This is a genomic window from Vibrio sp. CAU 1672 (assembly GCF_029223195.1).
In the GTDB taxonomy this organism is placed as follows: domain Bacteria; phylum Pseudomonadota; class Gammaproteobacteria; order Enterobacterales; family Vibrionaceae; genus Vibrio.
In genome coordinates, this window is record NZ_JARHUF010000010.1 from 130,762 (window position 1) to 147,305 (window position 16,544).

14 protein-coding genes are annotated in these 16,544 nt (G+C 43.4%); 12 read left to right on the forward strand and 2 right to left on the reverse strand.

Annotated features, from left to right (window positions below; all coding sequences use genetic code 11):
* The first annotated feature begins 49 nt into the window (after positions 1-49).
* Genes tyrR through P2G85_RS11675 form a run of 4 tightly spaced genes read left to right on the forward strand, consistent with a single transcriptional unit; the run spans position 50 to position 3,291 of the window.
* Positions 50-1,594 (forward strand): transcriptional regulator TyrR, encoded by a 1,545-nt coding sequence (gene tyrR / locus P2G85_RS11660; protein WP_275864250.1) that lies wholly within the window; start codon positions 50-52, stop codon positions 1,592-1,594.
* Between the two features lie 36 nt (positions 1,595-1,630).
* Positions 1,631-2,215, forward strand: coding sequence for a GNAT family N-acetyltransferase (locus P2G85_RS11665; RefSeq protein WP_275864251.1), 585 nt, complete (start codon positions 1,631-1,633; stop codon positions 2,213-2,215).
* A gap of 1 nt (position 2,216) precedes the next feature.
* Positions 2,217-2,804, forward strand: a complete 588-nt coding sequence (locus P2G85_RS11670) for an HD domain-containing protein (protein WP_275864252.1) — start codon at positions 2,217-2,219, stop codon at positions 2,802-2,804.
* A 13-nt stretch (positions 2,805-2,817) separates the two neighbouring features.
* The gene (locus P2G85_RS11675) at positions 2,818-3,291 is read left to right on the forward strand and encodes a DUF2947 domain-containing protein (protein WP_275864253.1); all 474 of its coding nucleotides are present in this window, start codon (positions 2,818-2,820) and stop codon (positions 3,289-3,291) included.
* 61 nt (positions 3,292-3,352) lie between these two features.
* Here the strand turns inward: P2G85_RS11675 and P2G85_RS11680 are convergent, their stop codons facing one another.
* Entirely contained in the window at positions 3,353-4,315 is a 963-nt protein-coding gene (locus P2G85_RS11680; protein WP_275864254.1) for an integron integrase, read from the reverse strand.
* A 783-nt stretch (positions 4,316-5,098) separates the two neighbouring features.
* On the opposite strand from P2G85_RS11680, the gene P2G85_RS11685 reads away from it, so the two are divergent.
* Positions 5,099-5,461, forward strand: coding sequence for a hypothetical protein (locus P2G85_RS11685; protein ID WP_275864255.1), 363 nt, complete (start codon positions 5,099-5,101; stop codon positions 5,459-5,461).
* A 1,170-nt stretch (positions 5,462-6,631) separates the two neighbouring features.
* Here P2G85_RS11685 and P2G85_RS11690 read toward each other — a convergent pair.
* Entirely contained in the window at positions 6,632-6,838 is a 207-nt protein-coding gene (locus P2G85_RS11690; RefSeq protein WP_275864256.1) for a hypothetical protein, read from the reverse strand.
* A 1,712-nt stretch (positions 6,839-8,550) separates the two neighbouring features.
* Between P2G85_RS11690 and P2G85_RS11695 the strand changes: the two genes are divergently transcribed.
* From P2G85_RS11695 to P2G85_RS11755, 7 genes are all read left to right on the forward strand, one after another.
* Positions 8,551-8,946, forward strand: a complete 396-nt coding sequence (locus tag P2G85_RS11695) for a DUF3465 domain-containing protein (RefSeq protein WP_275864257.1) — start codon at positions 8,551-8,553, stop codon at positions 8,944-8,946.
* Between the two features lie 151 nt (positions 8,947-9,097).
* Positions 9,098-9,871, forward strand: coding sequence for a hypothetical protein (locus tag P2G85_RS11705; protein WP_275864258.1), 774 nt, complete (start codon positions 9,098-9,100; stop codon positions 9,869-9,871).
* Between the two features lie 1,342 nt (positions 9,872-11,213).
* A complete protein-coding gene (locus tag P2G85_RS11720) occupies positions 11,214-11,663 on the forward strand; it encodes a C-GCAxxG-C-C family protein (RefSeq protein WP_275864260.1) in 450 nt (149 codons plus the stop codon).
* Positions 11,664-12,482: 819 nt separating this feature from the next.
* A complete protein-coding gene (locus P2G85_RS11735; protein ID WP_275864262.1) occupies positions 12,483-12,782 on the forward strand; it encodes a hypothetical protein in 300 nt (99 codons plus the stop codon).
* Positions 12,783-13,471: 689 nt separating this feature from the next.
* Positions 13,472-13,846: a RidA family protein gene (locus tag P2G85_RS11740; RefSeq protein WP_275864263.1), complete on the forward strand. Its 375-nt coding sequence runs from the start codon at positions 13,472-13,474 to the stop codon at positions 13,844-13,846.
* Positions 13,847-14,008: 162 nt separating this feature from the next.
* Positions 14,009-14,485 (forward strand): GNAT family N-acetyltransferase, encoded by a 477-nt coding sequence (locus tag P2G85_RS11750; protein ID WP_275864264.1) that lies wholly within the window; start codon positions 14,009-14,011, stop codon positions 14,483-14,485.
* A 780-nt stretch (positions 14,486-15,265) separates the two neighbouring features.
* Positions 15,266-15,676: a hypothetical protein gene (locus P2G85_RS11755; RefSeq protein ID WP_275864265.1), complete on the forward strand. Its 411-nt coding sequence runs from the start codon at positions 15,266-15,268 to the stop codon at positions 15,674-15,676.
* Positions 15,677-16,544: the final 868 nt, after the last annotated feature.

The window sequence follows — 16,544 nt, forward strand, 5'->3', positions numbered from 1 at the left end:
TAGAAACTACTGTCAACTTTTCCTGACAGTTGTGAAATGGGATATCTCAGTGCGTCTTGAGGTCTTATGTGAAGATAGACTCGGCTTAACCCGAGAGCTGCTTGATATTTTAGCGTCTAAAAATATCGATTTGCGCGGTATAGAAATTGATATCGTTGGTATTATTTACCTTAATTGTCCCGATATTGATTTTGACACCTTCAGTGAACTGATGGCAGAGATCCGTCGCATTTCGGGAGTCAAGGATGTGCGTAAAATCCAGTTTATGCCGATGGAGCGCCATAATACCGAACTCCTGTCGTTGGTGGATAACCTGCCAGAGCCGGTATTTGCTATTGATCTCAAAGGTTGTGTCGATATGGCTAACATGGCGGCACTGTCTTTACTTGGTCAGCACAAGCAGGATGTGATAGGTACGCCCATCAGCGCTCTGTTGCCGAGCGTGCGTTTCTCACGCTGGACTGAAGGGGTAAATGCGCGTACGCGTGAGACACTGGTCATTGATGGTTTGGATTATGTTATGGAGTTGATGCCGGTCTATATCAAAGACGAGGCTCAGAATTCCACGTTGGCAAGTACTCTGATGACGATTCGATCCAGTCAGCCCGGTGTTCAGATTGAAGAAAGCATACCGTTGCAAAATTCACTTGGCTTTGAGCATTTTGTCGGCGTTTCAAACCGCCATAAAGCATTGATGAATCAGGCGAAAAAGCTGGCGGTACTGGATCAGCCTCTACTGATTGAAGGTGAAACCGGTACCGGTAAAGAGATGCTGGCAAAAGCGTGCCATAGCCGTTCTGGCCGGGCGAATAAGCCGTTTATGGTTCTCAGTTGTGCCTCAATGCCTGATGATGTGGCGGAAACCGAGCTGTTTGGTCATGCACCAGGGTCTTTTAATCATGAGCAGGGCCATAAAGGTATTTTTGAGCAGGCTGACGGCGGCACGGTGTTCCTCGATGAGATCGGGGAAATGAGTGCGCACCTGCAAATCAAACTGTTACGGTTTTTGCAGGACGGTAATTTCCGCCGGGTCGGAGCAGAAGATGAGATGCATGTAGATGTGCGCATTATTGCATCAACCAAGCACAATTTGGCGGAGCTATCTGAAGCCGGCCAGTTCCGGGAAGATCTTTTCTATCGACTCAATGTACTGACTCTGACCATTCCTCCGTTACGCAAGCGGACTAACGATATTGCGCCATTGCTGGAGCTATTTGTGACTAAGCATTCGCAACAGCTTGGTCTGACAAAGCCAGAGCTTGACCAAGACTTAGTTGATGGTTTAGGCAGTTACCACTGGCCAGGCAACATGCGCCAGCTGGATAATATGGTCTTGCGGGCACTGACCGAACTGGAAGGCGAGCTGCTGAAACTCGAGCACTTTAATTTGCCTCCACCCCAGGCGGTGGCTGGTGGTTCAGCGACGTTGAATCTGGATGGTTCACTGGATGAAATCATGCGTGATTACGAGTCACAAATTCTGGAGCGTTTGTATCAGTCATTCCCTTCAAGCCGAAAGCTGGCAAAACGTCTGAATGTATCGCATACCTCTATTGCCAACAAACTGCGCGATTATGGCATTCGCAAAAACTGAGTACGTGGATTAAGTAAAAGGAACTCGTAAACCCCAATGGAAGATAAAAGCACCTCGGTAGCTGTACACAAGTTGGATGGCAATTTGTTACTGAGAACGGCCGAAGTCGGTGATGCTGATATGATCGCGACTTATTTTCAGCAAAATCGTGACTACCTGGCGCCGTTTGAGCCGACAAGAGAAGACGCGTTTTTTACCGTCAATGGCTGGCTGCAAAAACTGATCAAGCTGAATGAGCTGCATCGACTAGGGCTTGGTTATTACTGCCTGCTGATCGAGCAGAGTACGGGAAAAATGCTGGGTACCATTTCATTCAGCAGCCTGGCGCATTTTCCGATTTATGCTTGCAATGTTGGTTACTCCTTAGCAGAGCAAGCCCAGGGAAAAGGTTACATGCGGCGTGGGCTTAAAATGGCGTGTGACTATATGTTTAAGCATCAGAAATTACATCGTATTCAGGCTGGTTACATGCCACACAACCTGCGCAGTGAGTCGGTCTTAGAGCATGTCGGCTTTGTTCGCGAAGGGTACGCGAAAGACTATTTATTGATTAATGGTGAGTGGCAGGATCATATCCTGATGTCACTGACTAACCCCAATTGGCAGCGGGAGCCACGATAAGATGGAAAGACTTGAGCAACAACTGGCACTCGTGTTAGAGCTGGACCGCTTGAAAAACGTATTACGCCGCACACGGGTAAAATGTGCCGACAAGCGGTTAGAAAACAGTGCTGAGCATAGCTGGCATGTCGCGTTGATGGCCATCCTGATGCAGGAACATGCTAACGCTCCTGTCGATATTGCCCGAGTGGTTAAAATGTTGCTGATACACGATGTGGTCGAGATTGATGCCGGTGATACGTTCGTTTATGACACTGGTGCGTCAGAGGAGCAGGCTGAGAAAGAGCAGCAGGCTGCGGAGCGCTTGTTTGGTATGTTACCAAAGGATCAAAAACAAGAACTGCTAACCTTATGGCATGAGTTTGAAGCCGCGCAGTCAGACGATGCAAAGTTTGCTAAGGCACTCGACCGCTTGATCCCAATGCTATTGAATTACCATAATAATGGTCAAAGCTGGCAGGAAAATGGTGTGAGCCGCGAGCAAGCGATGACCATTAACCAGCGAATTGAACAAGGTTCTGCCATTTTATGGCAAAAAGCTAAACAACTTATTGAAGAAGCCACCGAGAAGGGTTGGCTGAAGTCTTAATAAAGGAGACTGAATGTCTTATTTGCCTTTGGACGAATACCAAAGAAAATGGATTTTTACTCACCAATCGATGCCGGTGCCTGATGAGGATCTAGCGCAGATCAAGCCAATGACTCAAGCGCGTTCGGCGCAGTTCTGGAAAGAAAATATCAGTGCGCAGAGTCCGGATATGGATCGGTTGAGCTCACAAGACTGGCCGATGAAAGAATCAAACTGGTCTGAGCAAACTGACTGGATGGCCGCATGGGAAGCGGACGCCCCTGAGATGCCACAAGAAGTGCTGGAACATCTCGATTGGCAGGATGACGTCACGGTGTACTTTTGCTACGAAAAATACAACGTAATTGAGACCAAATGGTCGGTATTTAAAAAGTACTGGAAGAACTTTTTGTTCTACGATGACGGGCCGATCTTAATCGCCCGTCGCCGTTCGCAGGCTCTGTGGTTTGATACCACTGGCAGCGTGAAACTTGGCGTTCGCCAATAGTGCTGTTTTTTTATCGGTCTGTTAAAAACCACCCGTTTTGCCAGGGTGGTTTTTTATTGCATCAGAGGTTGGAGAGTGGGCTTAAAACCCCTCCGGCACCTCTCTGGATCACATGGGTATAGATTTGGGTAGTTTTGACATCGGAATGGCCTAACTGCTCCTGAACGGTGCGAATATCGGCACCGGATTCCAGCAAGTGGGTGGCAAAACTATGTCGTAGCGTATGGCAGGTTACATTCTTTTCAATCAAGGCGTCTCTGGCAGCCCGTTTGACTGCCCGCTGAATCGCAGATTCATTAAGGTGATGACGGCGCAGTAAATCACTGTCAGGATCTCTGGAGAGCGCTGTGGATGGGAACAGAAAATGCCAGTTAAAGTCCAGCTCAGCATTTGGGTATTTTTTAGGTAACCCGCTGGGAATATGCACGCCAATGTAGCCGGGCATATGGCGATCCTTTTCATAGTAGCGCCGGGCAACTGCTACTTGAGCTTTAAGCGGCTCGTGCAGCTCGTGGGCCAGAGTGACGGTGCGGTTCTTACCTCCTTTTCCTTGCCAAATGCGAACAGCGCCGTAATCGTAATCGATATCTTGAACTCTTAGCCTCAGACACTCCATCACCCTTAATCCAGAGCCATATAACAATTGAACTTGCAGCGTATATTTGGGATCAATATGCTGGATGAACCGACGTACTTCTTCACGAGTCAATACGACGGGGAGTTTCTTTTCGGTGAGTGACTTTTGAAAACGCATATCCAGAGAAAGCGGCGTTTGTAAAAACTCTTTGTATAAAAAAGAAATGGAGTTTAGTGCCAGTGCCTGAGTTTTGACGGAGACATTTTCATTAACAGCAAGATGGGTAAGAAAGGCTTCTACGTCAGATTCATTCAGTTTTGATGGATGAGCGAGGTGATGAAAAACGATAAAACGCTTTATCCAAAATAGATAAGTTTGAATGGTTTTCTTCGCATAATGTCGGGACATCATATGATCTTTTAAGCTGAGTAAGAACTGACTTTTCATTGGATAAGTGATATGTAAATTTATACAGTGCCACTACTGTAAAGGCATTTGTCCAAATTAACATGCAGACAGCCTTCTAATTGCTCGCTTAAGCACATATATTCATACTATTTTTCTATGGGTTTCATAAGCATGAGTGATAATATACAGGTCGCTTTTGTTATGAAAGAGGGCGGTAGCTTGGTCGGAAACCTGGCACAGTGCCGTATAGAAAGCGTTAGGCAAAGGGCAGAAAGTTCTTTTGTTCTAATCTTCGTGTTCCCTTTGGTCATCGTTTTCTTTAGTCGGCAATTCCGCATTGTCGGCTCAAATCCTTGAATCTCTTCAACCGTAAAGCATGCCAAATTTCGTGGGTTGCCTCATTGATTTTTGGTGTCGGTCGGTGGTGGGCTTAACTGGCTCAAGGCGTGGAAAGGGCAAGGTAGCCGAAGCTTTCGTTATTGCTGTCATTTCGCAGCTTTTAGTTTCTCAGTTTAAAAGCTACTTTACCGCTGAACGTCTGCGTTTCGCAGTTGTTGATACCTCGGCTGTAACATAGCGGCTTCAGTTGTTCTTGAATCACAAAAAGTCAGTGGGTGATTGGTTGCTTATCGTGTTTAAGGTATTCTGTTTTCAAACCAAGTTAGTGAGTGCGCAGGAAAATTTGCCTAACAAACAATTCAAGCTGATTCGCAACGCTCGGCGCTTTCGGTTTCAATTAGTTTGGTGATTACGGTGAAGTGTTTGAGTGCTTTGGCAGCGTTGCTCACAACTTAATTGGGCGTTAGTTTTTATGGAGGTTAAATGAAATATTTGATAATGATGAGTATGGCATTATTGCTGTCAGCATGTGCGACAACACCACAAAAACTTCGTCATTCAGAGCCGGTGTTTCAGTCATCTAGCTCGATGAGCCCACCTGCTGTTGCTAGTTGTATTACTGAAAAATGGGAAAACTTAGACTATTTAGTTTATAGCCCAATGGTGACGTTTCATGAATCATCGTTAGGGTATGAGGTAATGCAGTACTTAGATGGTGAACTAGTCCATTTAGCTGATATAGAAAAAACTGAAACAGGAAGTCATGTTAAGGTCTACACACAGTCTTTGATTCTTTGGACAGACCCAGCGGTTAAGTCTCTCATGAGCTGCGAGCTTCAAAACTAACAAGCAATTTAAGCAGATTCGCAACGCTCGGCAATTTAGGTTTGAATCAGCTTCAGTGTTTACGGCACAATGGTCTAGGTAGGTGGTGGCGTTGCTCACTACTTAATTGGGCGTTATGTTTACTTGAAATTCAAAGGCTTAAAGTTCTTAGGCTCTAGTTCTTTGCCCCTTTAGCAATTCGTCCCTAGTAGACTCAGCAAATCCGCATTGTCGGCCTAAGTTCTTGAATAGCTCAGGCCGTAAAACATGCCAATATTCGTGGGTTGCTTCATTGTCAGGTCGTGGCGGTCGGCTTCTTGTTTAACTGGCTCAAAGTCGCTTTTGGATTCTTAACCAATCAGCATTTCGGCTTGGCAGTTGCCTCGGCAATTTGCCATTGTCTTGCGCTTTGGTTGGAAAGAAAGGGCGCTTGTTGTTACTCGGTCGGGTTGCCTCATTGGGCAGGGAAGAGGAATTACTTGTTTCAGGTTGGTCGCCTTTGGTGGTCAAGTTGGTTTAAACCTTATGGTTTGGTTCAGAAAATTGGTCTGAAACAGCAGTTCTTTCTCAAGTAATTCAATCGTTTGTGGTAAAACATAACAAGCAATTTAAGAGGGATTCACAACGCTTGGCACTTTTGCTTCTACTTCAGTTTTAGTGTTTATGGCACAATGCTTTAGGTTTTGATGTAAGCGTTGTTCACCCCTTAATTGGGCGTTATGTTTACTTGAAATTCAAAGGTTTAAAGGTCTTGGCCTCTAGTTCTTTGTCCCTCTGGCAATTCGTCTCTAGTAGACTCAGCAAATCCGCATTGTCGGTCTAAGTTCTTGAATCTCTCAGCCCGTAAAACATGCCAATGTTCGTGGGTTGCTTCATTGTCAGGTCGTGGCGGTAGGCTTCTGGTTTAACTGGCTCAAAGTCGCATCTAGGTTCTGAGTCAATTGGCATTTTGGCTTGGCAGTTGCCTCGGCAATTCAGCATTGTTTTGCGCTTTGTTTGGAAAGAAAGGGAACTTGTCGGGGCTTAGTCGGGTTGCCTCATTGGGCAGGGAAGTGGATTTGTTTGTTTTAGGTCGGTCGCCTTTGTCGGTCAAGTTGGTTTCAGCCTTGTGGTTTGCTTCAGAAAACTAGTTAGAAATAGCAGTTCTTTCTCAAGTAAATCATGTGTTTGTGGTAAAACATAACAAGCAATTTAAGAGGGATTCACAACGTTTGGCACTTTTGCTTCTACTTCATTTTTAGTGTTTATGGCACAATGTTTTAGGTTTGGGTGGAGGCGTTGTTCACCCCTTAATTGGGCGTTATACGCTATATGAAGAAAGCCTAAAATTTCAGGCCAATAATCTCGATTTTCAGCGTTGAGTTCTGGTTTTTGGTCGTCAAAAATTTCCCATTTCAATCCTAGTTTCCTTCGGTTCGTGGCTCACTATCGGCTTGCCGTTTGTGTGATGGTTTTCTTCTTCGGTGCTGACGATGTCAGGTCAATTTGGGCAACATGTGTCGCTGAAATGCAGCTCTGCGATTTTGCCTTTCTAAAAGCCGATTTACTTGCTGAAAGGGCGCTTTCTTTGGTGTGGTGAGTTCACGTGGTTTCTGTGACTTTGTGGAAAGATCTCATTGCTAAATTGTCTTTCCAAAAGCACTTTTTGGTGTTGCTAATCCGTTTTCTACGGCGCTGGTAGTTCCAAGTGGTTTCAGTGACAAGTCGCGGTAAGTCTAAGCCTGACGTGTGTGCATCAAAGTACATATAAATCATGGTTTCAAAGTGGGGCTTGGCATAAAATCTTGGCTTAAACGTTCATGCGTATAACAAAGCGTTCAAGAGGGATTTGGCACGCGTGGCATTTTTAGTATGCGTTGGGTTCAGTGTTTACGGCGCTATGCGGTAGCTTTTGTATTGCGTGCCGGCACCCCTTAACGCGGCGTTATGTTTTAATTTAATTTCAATGGCTTAAATGCCTTTGAGTCGTTCTTTGCTCCTATAGCCATTCGTTGGGAGTAGACTCAGCAAATCACAATTGTCTGCCCCAATTCTTGAATTACTTCACCCGTAAAACATGCCAAGGTTCGTGGGTTGCTTCATTCGATTTTTCGGGTGGTTTGGTCGTCTTGTTTCTCTGGCTCAAAGTCGCTTTGTGCGTATTTCCCAATCAGCCAATAACCTTGGCAGTTGCCTCGGCAAATCGGTATTGTTCTGCGCTGTTGTTGCTAAGAAAGGGCGCTTGTTGAGCCTTGATCGAGTTGCCTCATTAGCAGGGAAGTGGGCTTACTCGTTTCAGGTTTTGCGTATCTGGCGGTCAAGTGAGTTCGAGCTTGTGATTTGGTTCAGAAAACTAGGTCTACACTTTAGTTCTTTGCCAAGGAAATCAACGAATTGTGCTAAAACATAACAAAGCATTTAAGACGGATTCTCAACGCTTGGCAATTTCAGCTTAGGTCAGCTTCAGTGTTAAATGTGGCAAGGTTTAGGCTTAGGTGGTCGCGTTGTTCACCACTTAATGCGGCGTTATGTTTTAATAGAATTTCAATGACTTAAGTGCCTTTGAGTCGTTCTTTGCCCCTTTAGCTACTCGCTGGGAGTAGACTCAGCAAATCACTATTGTCGCTAAGTTCTTAAATCTCTCAGCCCGTAAAACATGCCAAGGTTCGCGGGTTGCTTCATTCGAGTTTTCGGGTGGTTTGGTCGTCTTGTTTCTCTGGCTCAAAGCCGCTTTGAGCGTATTTCCCAATCAGCCAATAACCTTGGCAGTTGTCTCGGCAAATCACCATTGTTCTGCGCTGTTGTTGCTAAGAAAGGGCGCTTGTTGTGGCTTGTTCGAGTTGCCTCATTATCAGGGAAGTGGACTTACTTGTTTCTGCTTTAGTGCATCTGGCGGTCAAGTGAGTTTGAGCTTGTGATTTAGTTCAGAAATCTAGCTTTGCATCTCAGTTCTTTGCCAAGTAAATCAACGAATTGTGCTAAAACATAACAAAGCATTTAAGACGGATTCTCAACGCTTGGCGATTTCAGCCTAGGTCATCTTCAGTGCTGAATGTGGCAAGGTTTAAGGTTGGGTGGTCGCGTTGTTCACCACTTAATGCGGCGTTATGTGAATTGGAGAAATTGACTATATGAAGAAGTTTATCGCTATATTTATAGCACTCTTTTGTCTAGCCTCGATTGGTGCTCAAGCTAATGATCATCAGTTAAAACAAGCATATGATAATCATCAAAGTGATGTTCAAGTTCAAGGCTCAGGCACAGTAATTCGCTTGCTACGTGATGACAACGAAGGAAGTAGGCATCAAAAGTTTATTTTAAAGTTGGACAGTAAACAGACCTTACTTGTTGCTCACAATATTGATTTGGCTCCCAGAATTCCAAACCTAAAAGTGGGCGATCGAGTTCAGTTTTACGGTGAATATGAATGGAATAAAAAAGGTGGTGTTATGCACTGGACACACCATGACCCAAACAATAAACACCCGCAAGGTTGGTTAAAGCACAACGGTAAGACGTACGAGTAAAAATTCACATAACAAACTGTTCAAGAGGGATTCGCAACGCGTGGCATTCTTACTATGCGTTAGTTCTAGTGTTTAAGGCGGTATGCGGCGACTTTTGTATTGCGTTGCTCACCCCTTAACAGGGCGTTAGGCATATTGTAAGGAGAAGGTGGTGAGATTTAATCCATTTGGCGATAGGCTTCGAGCTCTAGAATCAAATATTTTGAAATATCGTTCATATGAAGTTCTTTTAGTAGTCTTCTATGTCGAGGAAATAAAAAATTTCGCTATGAGGACTATTCAGTCTAATGACCAACGTAAGTTTGGAGAGCCAAGAATAAGCCCTAAAACAAAGAAAAAATATCAGAAGCTATGGGATATTCTTGTTTCCGAAGGTGTACTAGAGCAAAGTGATAGGATATTGATAGAAGACCTGATTGAGTTCAGAAATAACTCAGCTCATTCACTCGCAGATTTGTTTTCTGATCTAAACACTGATGATGTGTCAAAATTTGTTTCACAAAAGTTCTCTTATAATCATGGTGCTGCAGTAAAAGCTGAAAAAGTATATGAACGATTAGTCGAAAATATGAATGGTAATTATTTCCTCACAATTAGTACTGATAGTTATGTTTTTAGGAATGCTGAAAATTTATACAAAAAAGAAATGAAAAAATTGGCAGGTAAAATAAATAAGTTGTATGAGGAAAGAAAATTAGAAATCGAGCGTTTAAATGCTGAGCAAGATAGGTTTGCATCAGAACATATACACCTATTGAAGCCTATACATCCTGACAACAGAAAGGGTAACAATCAAATCACTCCAATAGGGAAAGCGACAATGGAAAAATTATTTGATTTAGGTTATAGCAACTTGTTTATATCTTATTCGATGAAAATAAGTTTGAGAACTGTCAATGCTTATCAAAAGAAACTATATGCCTAACAAACTGTTTAAGAGTGATTCGCAACGCGTGGCATTTTTACTATGCGTTGCTTTTAGTGTTTAAGATGGTATGCGGCGGCTTTAGTATTGCGTTGCTCACACCTTAACAGGGCGTTATGTTTACTTGAAATTCAAAGGCTTAAAGTTCTTAGGCTCTAGTTCTTTGCCCCTTTAGCAATTCGTCCCTAGTAGACTCAGCAAATCCGCATTGTCGGCCTAAGTTCTTGAATAGCTCAGGCCGTAAAACATGCCAATATTCGTGGGTTGCTTCATTGTCAGGTCGTGGCGGTCGGCTTCTTGTTTGACTGGCTCAAAGTCGCTTTTGGATTCTTAACCAATCAGCATTTCGGCTTGGCAGTTGCCTCGGCAATTTGCCATTGTCTTGCGCTTTGGTTGGAAAGAAAGGGCGCTTGTTGTTACTCGGTCGGGTTGCCTCATTGGGCAGGGAAGAGGAATTACTTGTTTCAGGTTGGTCGCCTTTGGCGGTCAAGTTGGTTTAAACCTTGTGGTTTGGTTCGGAAAATTGGTCTGAAACAGCAGTTCTTTCTCAAGTAATTCAATCGTTTGTGGTAAAACATAACAAGCAATTTAAGAGGGATTCACAACGCTTGGCACTTTTGCTTCTACTTCAGTTTTAGTGTTTATGGCACAATGCTTTAGGTTTTGATGTAAGCGTTGTTCACCCCTTAATTGGGCGTTATACGCTATATGAAGAAAGCCTAAAAATTCAGGTCAAAAATTTCAGTTTTCAGCCTTGAGCTCTGGTTTTGAGACGCTGAGATTTACCTGCTCCAATCCTAGTTTTCTTCAGTTCTTTGTTCGGTTTGGGCCTGCCGTTTATCGGTGGTTTTCTTCTGGGGTGCTGATTTTTCAGGGTTAGTCCAGGCTGCGTTTTTCGTTGAGATTTAGCTCTGTGAATTTGCCTTTCTAAAAGCGGATTTACTCGCTGAAAGGGCGCTTTCTCTGGTGTGGTGAGTTCACGTGGTTTCAGTGAGTTTGTGGAAAGTCCTCATTGTGAAATTGTCTTTCCAAAAGTGCTTTTTGGTGTTGCAGGTCTGTTTTCTGCGGCGCGGTTTGTTCCAAGTGGTTTCAGTGGCAAGCCGCTGCAAGTCTTAGCCTGACTTGGGTGCATCAAAGTACATAAAGTTTGTTGTTTGCAAAGTTTAAAATAACGTAAAATCAACCCTTTGGGTCTGCAAACTAACAAACTGCTCAAGAGGGATTCACAACGCGTGGCATTTTTACTATGCGTTGATTTTAGTGATTAAGGTGGTATGCAGCGGCTTCGGTATTGCGTTGTTCACCCCTTAGCAGGGCGTTAGGCATCAAGGAGGTTGTTGTCATGGAAGAATCAATAAAATTTGGTAGGTTAGCTGAAGTTCATTTCGAAAATGGGCTTTTGTGTGCTGAAAGTGTCGTTTCTGCTATAGCTGAATATCACGGGGTGGATGACCAATTAGCCTCAAAAATGGCGACGGGATTTTGTAGTGGTATGGCTAGAACTTGTGGACCATGTGGTGCCTTATCAGGAGCTGTTATGGGCATTAGTTTAGTTCTAGGTCGTGAATCACAAAGTGATACTGTCGCAGCCACGTACGAAGCAACGCAGGAATTGGTCGAGAAGTTTGAAAGTGAATTCGGCGCAAAAGACTGCCATAAGCTTTTAGGTTGTGACATTGGAACAGAAGAGGGTATGGCTCATTTCCGTTCTCACAACCTTCGTTCTAATTGTAGTAACTACACACGAAAAGCTGCTGAAATTGCAGTGCAAATATTGAGCAAAGATGCCTAACAAACTGCTCAAGAGGGATTCGCAACGCGTGGCATTTTTACTATGCGTTGATTTCAGTGATTAAGGTGGTTTGCAGCGGCTTCGGTATTGCGTTGCTCACCCCTTAGCAGGGCGTTATACGCTATATGAAGAAAGCCTAAAAGTTCAGGTCAAAAATCTCAGTTTTCAGCGTTGAACTCTGGTTTTTAGGCGTCAAAATTTTCCCGTTTCAATTCTCGTTTTCTTCGGTTCGAGGCTCACATTCTGGCCGCCGTTTGGGGATGGTTTTATTCTTTGCTGCTGATAGTGCCAGGTCAGTTGATGCGAAATTTGTCGTTGAAACTCAGCTCAGTGAGTTTGTCTTTCTAAAAGCCGATTTACTCGCTGAAAGGGCGCTTTCTTTGGCGTGGTGAGTTCACGTGGTTTCAGTGAGTTTATTGAAAGTCCTCATTGTGAAATTGTCTTTCCAAAAGTGCTTTTTGGTGTTGCAGGTCCGTTTTCTGCGGCGCGGTTTGTTCCACGTGGTTTCAGTGGCAAGTCGCTGTAAGTCTAAGCCTGACTTAAGTGCATCAAAGCACATAAAAATCATGGTTTCAAAGTAGGGCTTGGCATAAAATCTTGGCTTAAACGTTCGTGCGTATAACAAACTGTTTAAGAGTGATTCGCAACGCGTGGCATTTTTACTATGCGTTGCGTTTAATGCTTAAGGTGGTATGCGGTGGTATCGGTATTGCGTTGCTCACACCTTAACAGGGCGTTATGTTTTTTGTGGAAATAATAGCTTTAGCGGATTCTAGATTGTTGCTATAAGAATGTCGTGTCCAATATAAGGAGAGTGGCATGAGTAGCAATGATTCTTACTTTTTAGCTCTAGAAAATCGCGGTTTGGAGAAAGTTAAAGTTCAATGGTTAAATCACAAACATGGCAGACCAGAGTCAAAAAATTGGTATTTAGTTCGACACTGGATTGAGGAACAAGAGCAGAAGCAACGTAATATCAACTCCAGCGTTAAAGAGGAGTTGACGTTAAAAGGTTTCGAGTATTCGGCAGAGTCCAATAAAATACAGCGCAACATGTTGTGTGTACTTGCTTTAACTTTGATTGTTGATTTAATCACAATACTGCAAGCACAAACATAACAAACTGTTCAAGAGGGATTCGCAACGCGTGGCATTTTTACTATGCGTTGGTTTAAGTGATTAAGGTGGTGTGCGGTGACTTCGGTATTGCGTTGCTCACCCCTTAACAGGGCGTTATGCAACTCAGGTAAATTTAGGGTTTTAATCTTTTTGGATTTCTCCGGCCATTTGTTTTGTGTTGTCGGCAAATGAGCATTTTCGGCTTCAAATTCGTGGTCAACTCAGACCGTAAAACAGGCAAGATTCTTTGCTTGCCTCAATCAGTTTTAGCGTTGGCGCGTTGTTAATTTTGCGGGCGCAAAGTGTGGAAAGGGCAAGTTAATCGATCATTTTTCTTTTGCTGAAGGTTTCGCTCGTTGAGTTTTCCTGATTCAAAAGCTTAGTTTGTTGCTGAAAGGTGGACTTTGTTTTGGCGGCTTATTTATCAAGGCTCAGGCTATGGTTGATTTTTGGTTCACTTAATCAATATTTCGACTGTTTTCTTAATTCAATTTGGTGTAACTTTATGTTTATCTTATTGAATTTGCATAACAAAGCATTTAAGACGGATTCGCAACGCTTGGTGTTTTTAGTGTAAATTCAGTTTTTGTGTTTTAAGTGGTTTGTCGAGGCATCGGTGTTTAGCGTCGCTCACCACTTAATGCGGCGTTAGGTGAATTGCGATAATTCAACAAGATCGGGGGGATAGAATGAGCGAAATTAAGAGATGTGATGTAAATGAAGAATGGGCACACTCAGGTTACGTTGTAGCTGGAGATTATGTTTTCCTTGGTTATTGTGTTGGCAATGTTGGGAAAAGTGTCGAAGAACAAATAAACGGAGCTTTTGATGATATGGCTAGAAAGCTTGAAATGGAAAATCTAACGTTAGATAGTGTAGTGAAAATCGATGTTTTGCTCAGGGATGTATGGAATATTCCATTAGTAGAGAAAGTTATCAAAGAACGTTTTAAGAATGGCTATCCTGCGAGAAAAACGATTTCTACTGATTTTGCTCATAGAGGTGGAGAGTCATCAGGTCTTCATGTGCAAATAGATGGTGTTGCTTATATCGCAAAAAAATAAGCCATGTGCAATCCAGTTATTCACCTAACAAATTGCTTAAGAGTGATTCGCAACGCGTGGCATTTTTGGCTTGCGTTGGGTTTAGTGATTACGGCGCAATGCGGTGGCTTGGTCAAGGCGTTGCTCACACCTTAGCAAGGCGTTATAACCTTAGAGGGAAAAATGGAACTTAGAGCATTTGAAAAGGAAGATCATGACCTGCTTATCGGTTGGATCGACTCAGATAAATTGAATTATCAATGGGGTGGTCCAAACTTTGAGTTTCCATTGGATTCAGTGCAAATTTCTAAACACTGTTCCCAAGAGCAAGTGTTTCCGTTTATCTTTGTTGTCTCAGGTCAGAACGCTGGCTATGTTGAGCTATTCAAAGTTTCAGATTCGCACTTTAGGATTTGCCGCGTATTTGTTTCAGACAGCTTTCGTGGAAAGGGCATTTCAAAGCGTATGCTTGGTCAATTAGTCGATCTAGCAAAAGATAAATACAGCGCTAGCTTACTATCACTAGCTGTATTTGAACGAAACATAGTTGCGAGAAATTGCTATGAATCGCTTGGTTTTACCGTTACAGCGCATGAAAATGGCTCTCGTTCTTTCGACGGTGAGGTTTGGGGTCTTTTACGTATGGAAAGACGGTTATAACAAAGCATTTAAGAGTGATTCCCAACGCTCGGCATTTCCAGTTCAAGGTTGGGTTTTGTGTTTACGGTGGTATGGTTAAGTTTCGTGGTAGCGTTGCTCACACCTTAATGCGGCGTTATACGCTAGATGAAGAAAGCCTAAAAATTCAGGGCAAAGATTTCGGTTTTCAGCGCTGAGTTTTGGTTTTTGGGCGTCGAAGTTTTTCCCATTTCAATTCTCGTTTTCTTCGGTTCGAGGCTCACATTCTGGCCGTCGTTTGGGGATGGTTTTATTCTTTGCTGCTGATAGTGCCAGGTCAGTTGACGCGAAGTCTGTCGATGAAACTCAGCTCTATGGATTTACCTTTCTAAAAGCTGTTTTACTCGCTGAAAGGGCACTTTTTCTGGTGTGGTGAGTTCACGTGGTTTTAGTGAGTTTGTGGAAAGTCCTCATTGTGAAATTGTCTTTCCAAAAGCGCTTTTTGGTATCGCCAGTCCGTTTTCTGCGGCGCGGTTTGTTCCACGTGGTTTCAGTGGCAAGTTGCTGTAAGTCTTAGCCTGACTTGAGTGCATCAAAGCACATAAAAATCATGGTTTCAAAGTAGGGCTTGTCGTAGAATTTTGGCTTTAACGTCCATGCGTATAACAAAGCGTTCAAGAGGGATTTGGCACGCGTGGCATTTTCAACATGCGTTGAGTCCAGTGTTTACGGTGCATTGCAGAGGCTTATGTATTGCGTGCCGGCACCCCTTAACGCGGCGTTAGTAGCAATCGGTAGTATTCTACATTTGAGGATATAAATATGGAGCAAGAAAAAGCGTATTCAATAATTGATGCTTTAGCGAATGGAATTGATCCTAATACGGGAGAGTGTTTCCCAGAAGACTCTCCTTATAATAATCCAGACGTAATTCGCGCACTATTCTACATACTTCGCAATAAGCCTGTTCAGAAAAAACATAAAAGGTCTCTTGAAGAAAAACAGCGAGAGAACGTAGAAAAAGGTTTACCTAAAAATCATGGGTTACCTTGGACAGATGAAAGTGTTGAGTATGTTATAAATCAATACCATGCAAACGCATCAATTGACGTGATTGCTCTGGATGTAGCAAGAAAGCCTAATTCAATTATAGGTTTGCTAAAGAAAAAGGAAGTAATAACAGATGAACAGGCTTTCTCATTGGGTTTGCGTTACCAAGGTGCACGCGCTTAAGGTTGCTACTAACAAATTGCTTAAGAGTGATTCGCAACGCGTGGCATTTTCACTATGCATTGATTTATGTGATTAAGGTGTAATGCAGAGGCTTGGTCATTACGTTGCTCACACCTTAGCAAGGCGTTATACGCTATATGAAGAAAGCCTAAAAATTCAGGTCAATAATCTCAATTTTCAGCGTTGTGTCCTGGGGTTTGGGCATCATGATTTCCCGGTTTCAGTTCTCGTTTTCTCCGGTCCGTGGCTGAGTTTTGGCCTACCGTTTATCGGTGGTTTTCTTCTTTGGTGCTGATTTTTCAGGGTCAGTCCAGGCTGCGTTTTTCGCTGAAACTCAGCTCTGTGAGTTTGCCTTTCTAAAAGCTGTTTTACTCGCTGAAAGGGCACTTTCTTTGGTGTGGTGAGTTCACGTGGTTTCAGTGAGTTTGTGGAAAGTCCTCATTGTGAAATTGTCTTTTCAAAAGCGCTTTTTGGTGTTGTCAGTCCGTTTTCTACGGCGTGGTTTGTTCCAAGTGGTTTCAGTGGCAAGTTGCTGTAAGTCTAAGCCTGACTTGAGTGCATCAAAGCACATAAAAATCATGGTTTCAAAGTAGGGCTTGTCGTAGAATTTTGGCTTTAACGTTCATGCGTATAACAAAGCGTTTAAGAGGGATTTGGCACGCGTGGCATTTTTAATATGCGTTGGGTTCAGTGTTTATGGTGCATTGCAGAAGCTTATGTATTGCGTGCCGGCACCCCTTAACGCGGCGTTAGCTCTCTTTGCGTAAAAATAGAAGTCAGAGAATGAAAATCAAATCAAAAATTATACTTACAATGTGTTTTGCAGCGTTTGGTTCATCAGGTAGTCAAAACGTAGAACCAACATCAG

What these genes read in the sequence shown, in the direction of transcription:
- P2G85_RS11670 (WP_275864252.1), top strand. Translation starts at nt 2,217, where the DNA reads ATGGAAAGACTTGAGCAACAACTGGCACTCGTGTTAGAGCTGGACCGC.
- P2G85_RS11675 (WP_275864253.1), top strand. Translation starts at nt 2,818, where the DNA reads ATGTCTTATTTGCCTTTGGACGAATACCAAAGAAAATGGATTTTTACT.
- P2G85_RS11735 (WP_275864262.1), top strand. Translation starts at nt 12,483, where the DNA reads ATGAGTAGCAATGATTCTTACTTTTTAGCTCTAGAAAATCGCGGTTTG.
- P2G85_RS11680 (WP_275864254.1), bottom strand. Translation starts at nt 4,315, where the DNA reads ATGAAAAGTCAGTTCTTACTCAGCTTAAAAGATCATATGATGTCCCGA.
- P2G85_RS11750 (WP_275864264.1), top strand. Translation starts at nt 14,009, where the DNA reads ATGGAACTTAGAGCATTTGAAAAGGAAGATCATGACCTGCTTATCGGT.
- P2G85_RS11685 (WP_275864255.1), top strand. Translation starts at nt 5,099, where the DNA reads ATGAAATATTTGATAATGATGAGTATGGCATTATTGCTGTCAGCATGT.
- P2G85_RS11720 (WP_275864260.1), top strand. Translation starts at nt 11,214, where the DNA reads ATGGAAGAATCAATAAAATTTGGTAGGTTAGCTGAAGTTCATTTCGAA.
- P2G85_RS11740 (WP_275864263.1), top strand. Translation starts at nt 13,472, where the DNA reads ATGAGCGAAATTAAGAGATGTGATGTAAATGAAGAATGGGCACACTCA.
- P2G85_RS11695 (WP_275864257.1), top strand. Translation starts at nt 8,551, where the DNA reads ATGAAGAAGTTTATCGCTATATTTATAGCACTCTTTTGTCTAGCCTCG.
- P2G85_RS11755 (WP_275864265.1), top strand. Translation starts at nt 15,266, where the DNA reads ATGGAGCAAGAAAAAGCGTATTCAATAATTGATGCTTTAGCGAATGGA.
- P2G85_RS11665 (WP_275864251.1), top strand. Translation starts at nt 1,631, where the DNA reads ATGGAAGATAAAAGCACCTCGGTAGCTGTACACAAGTTGGATGGCAAT.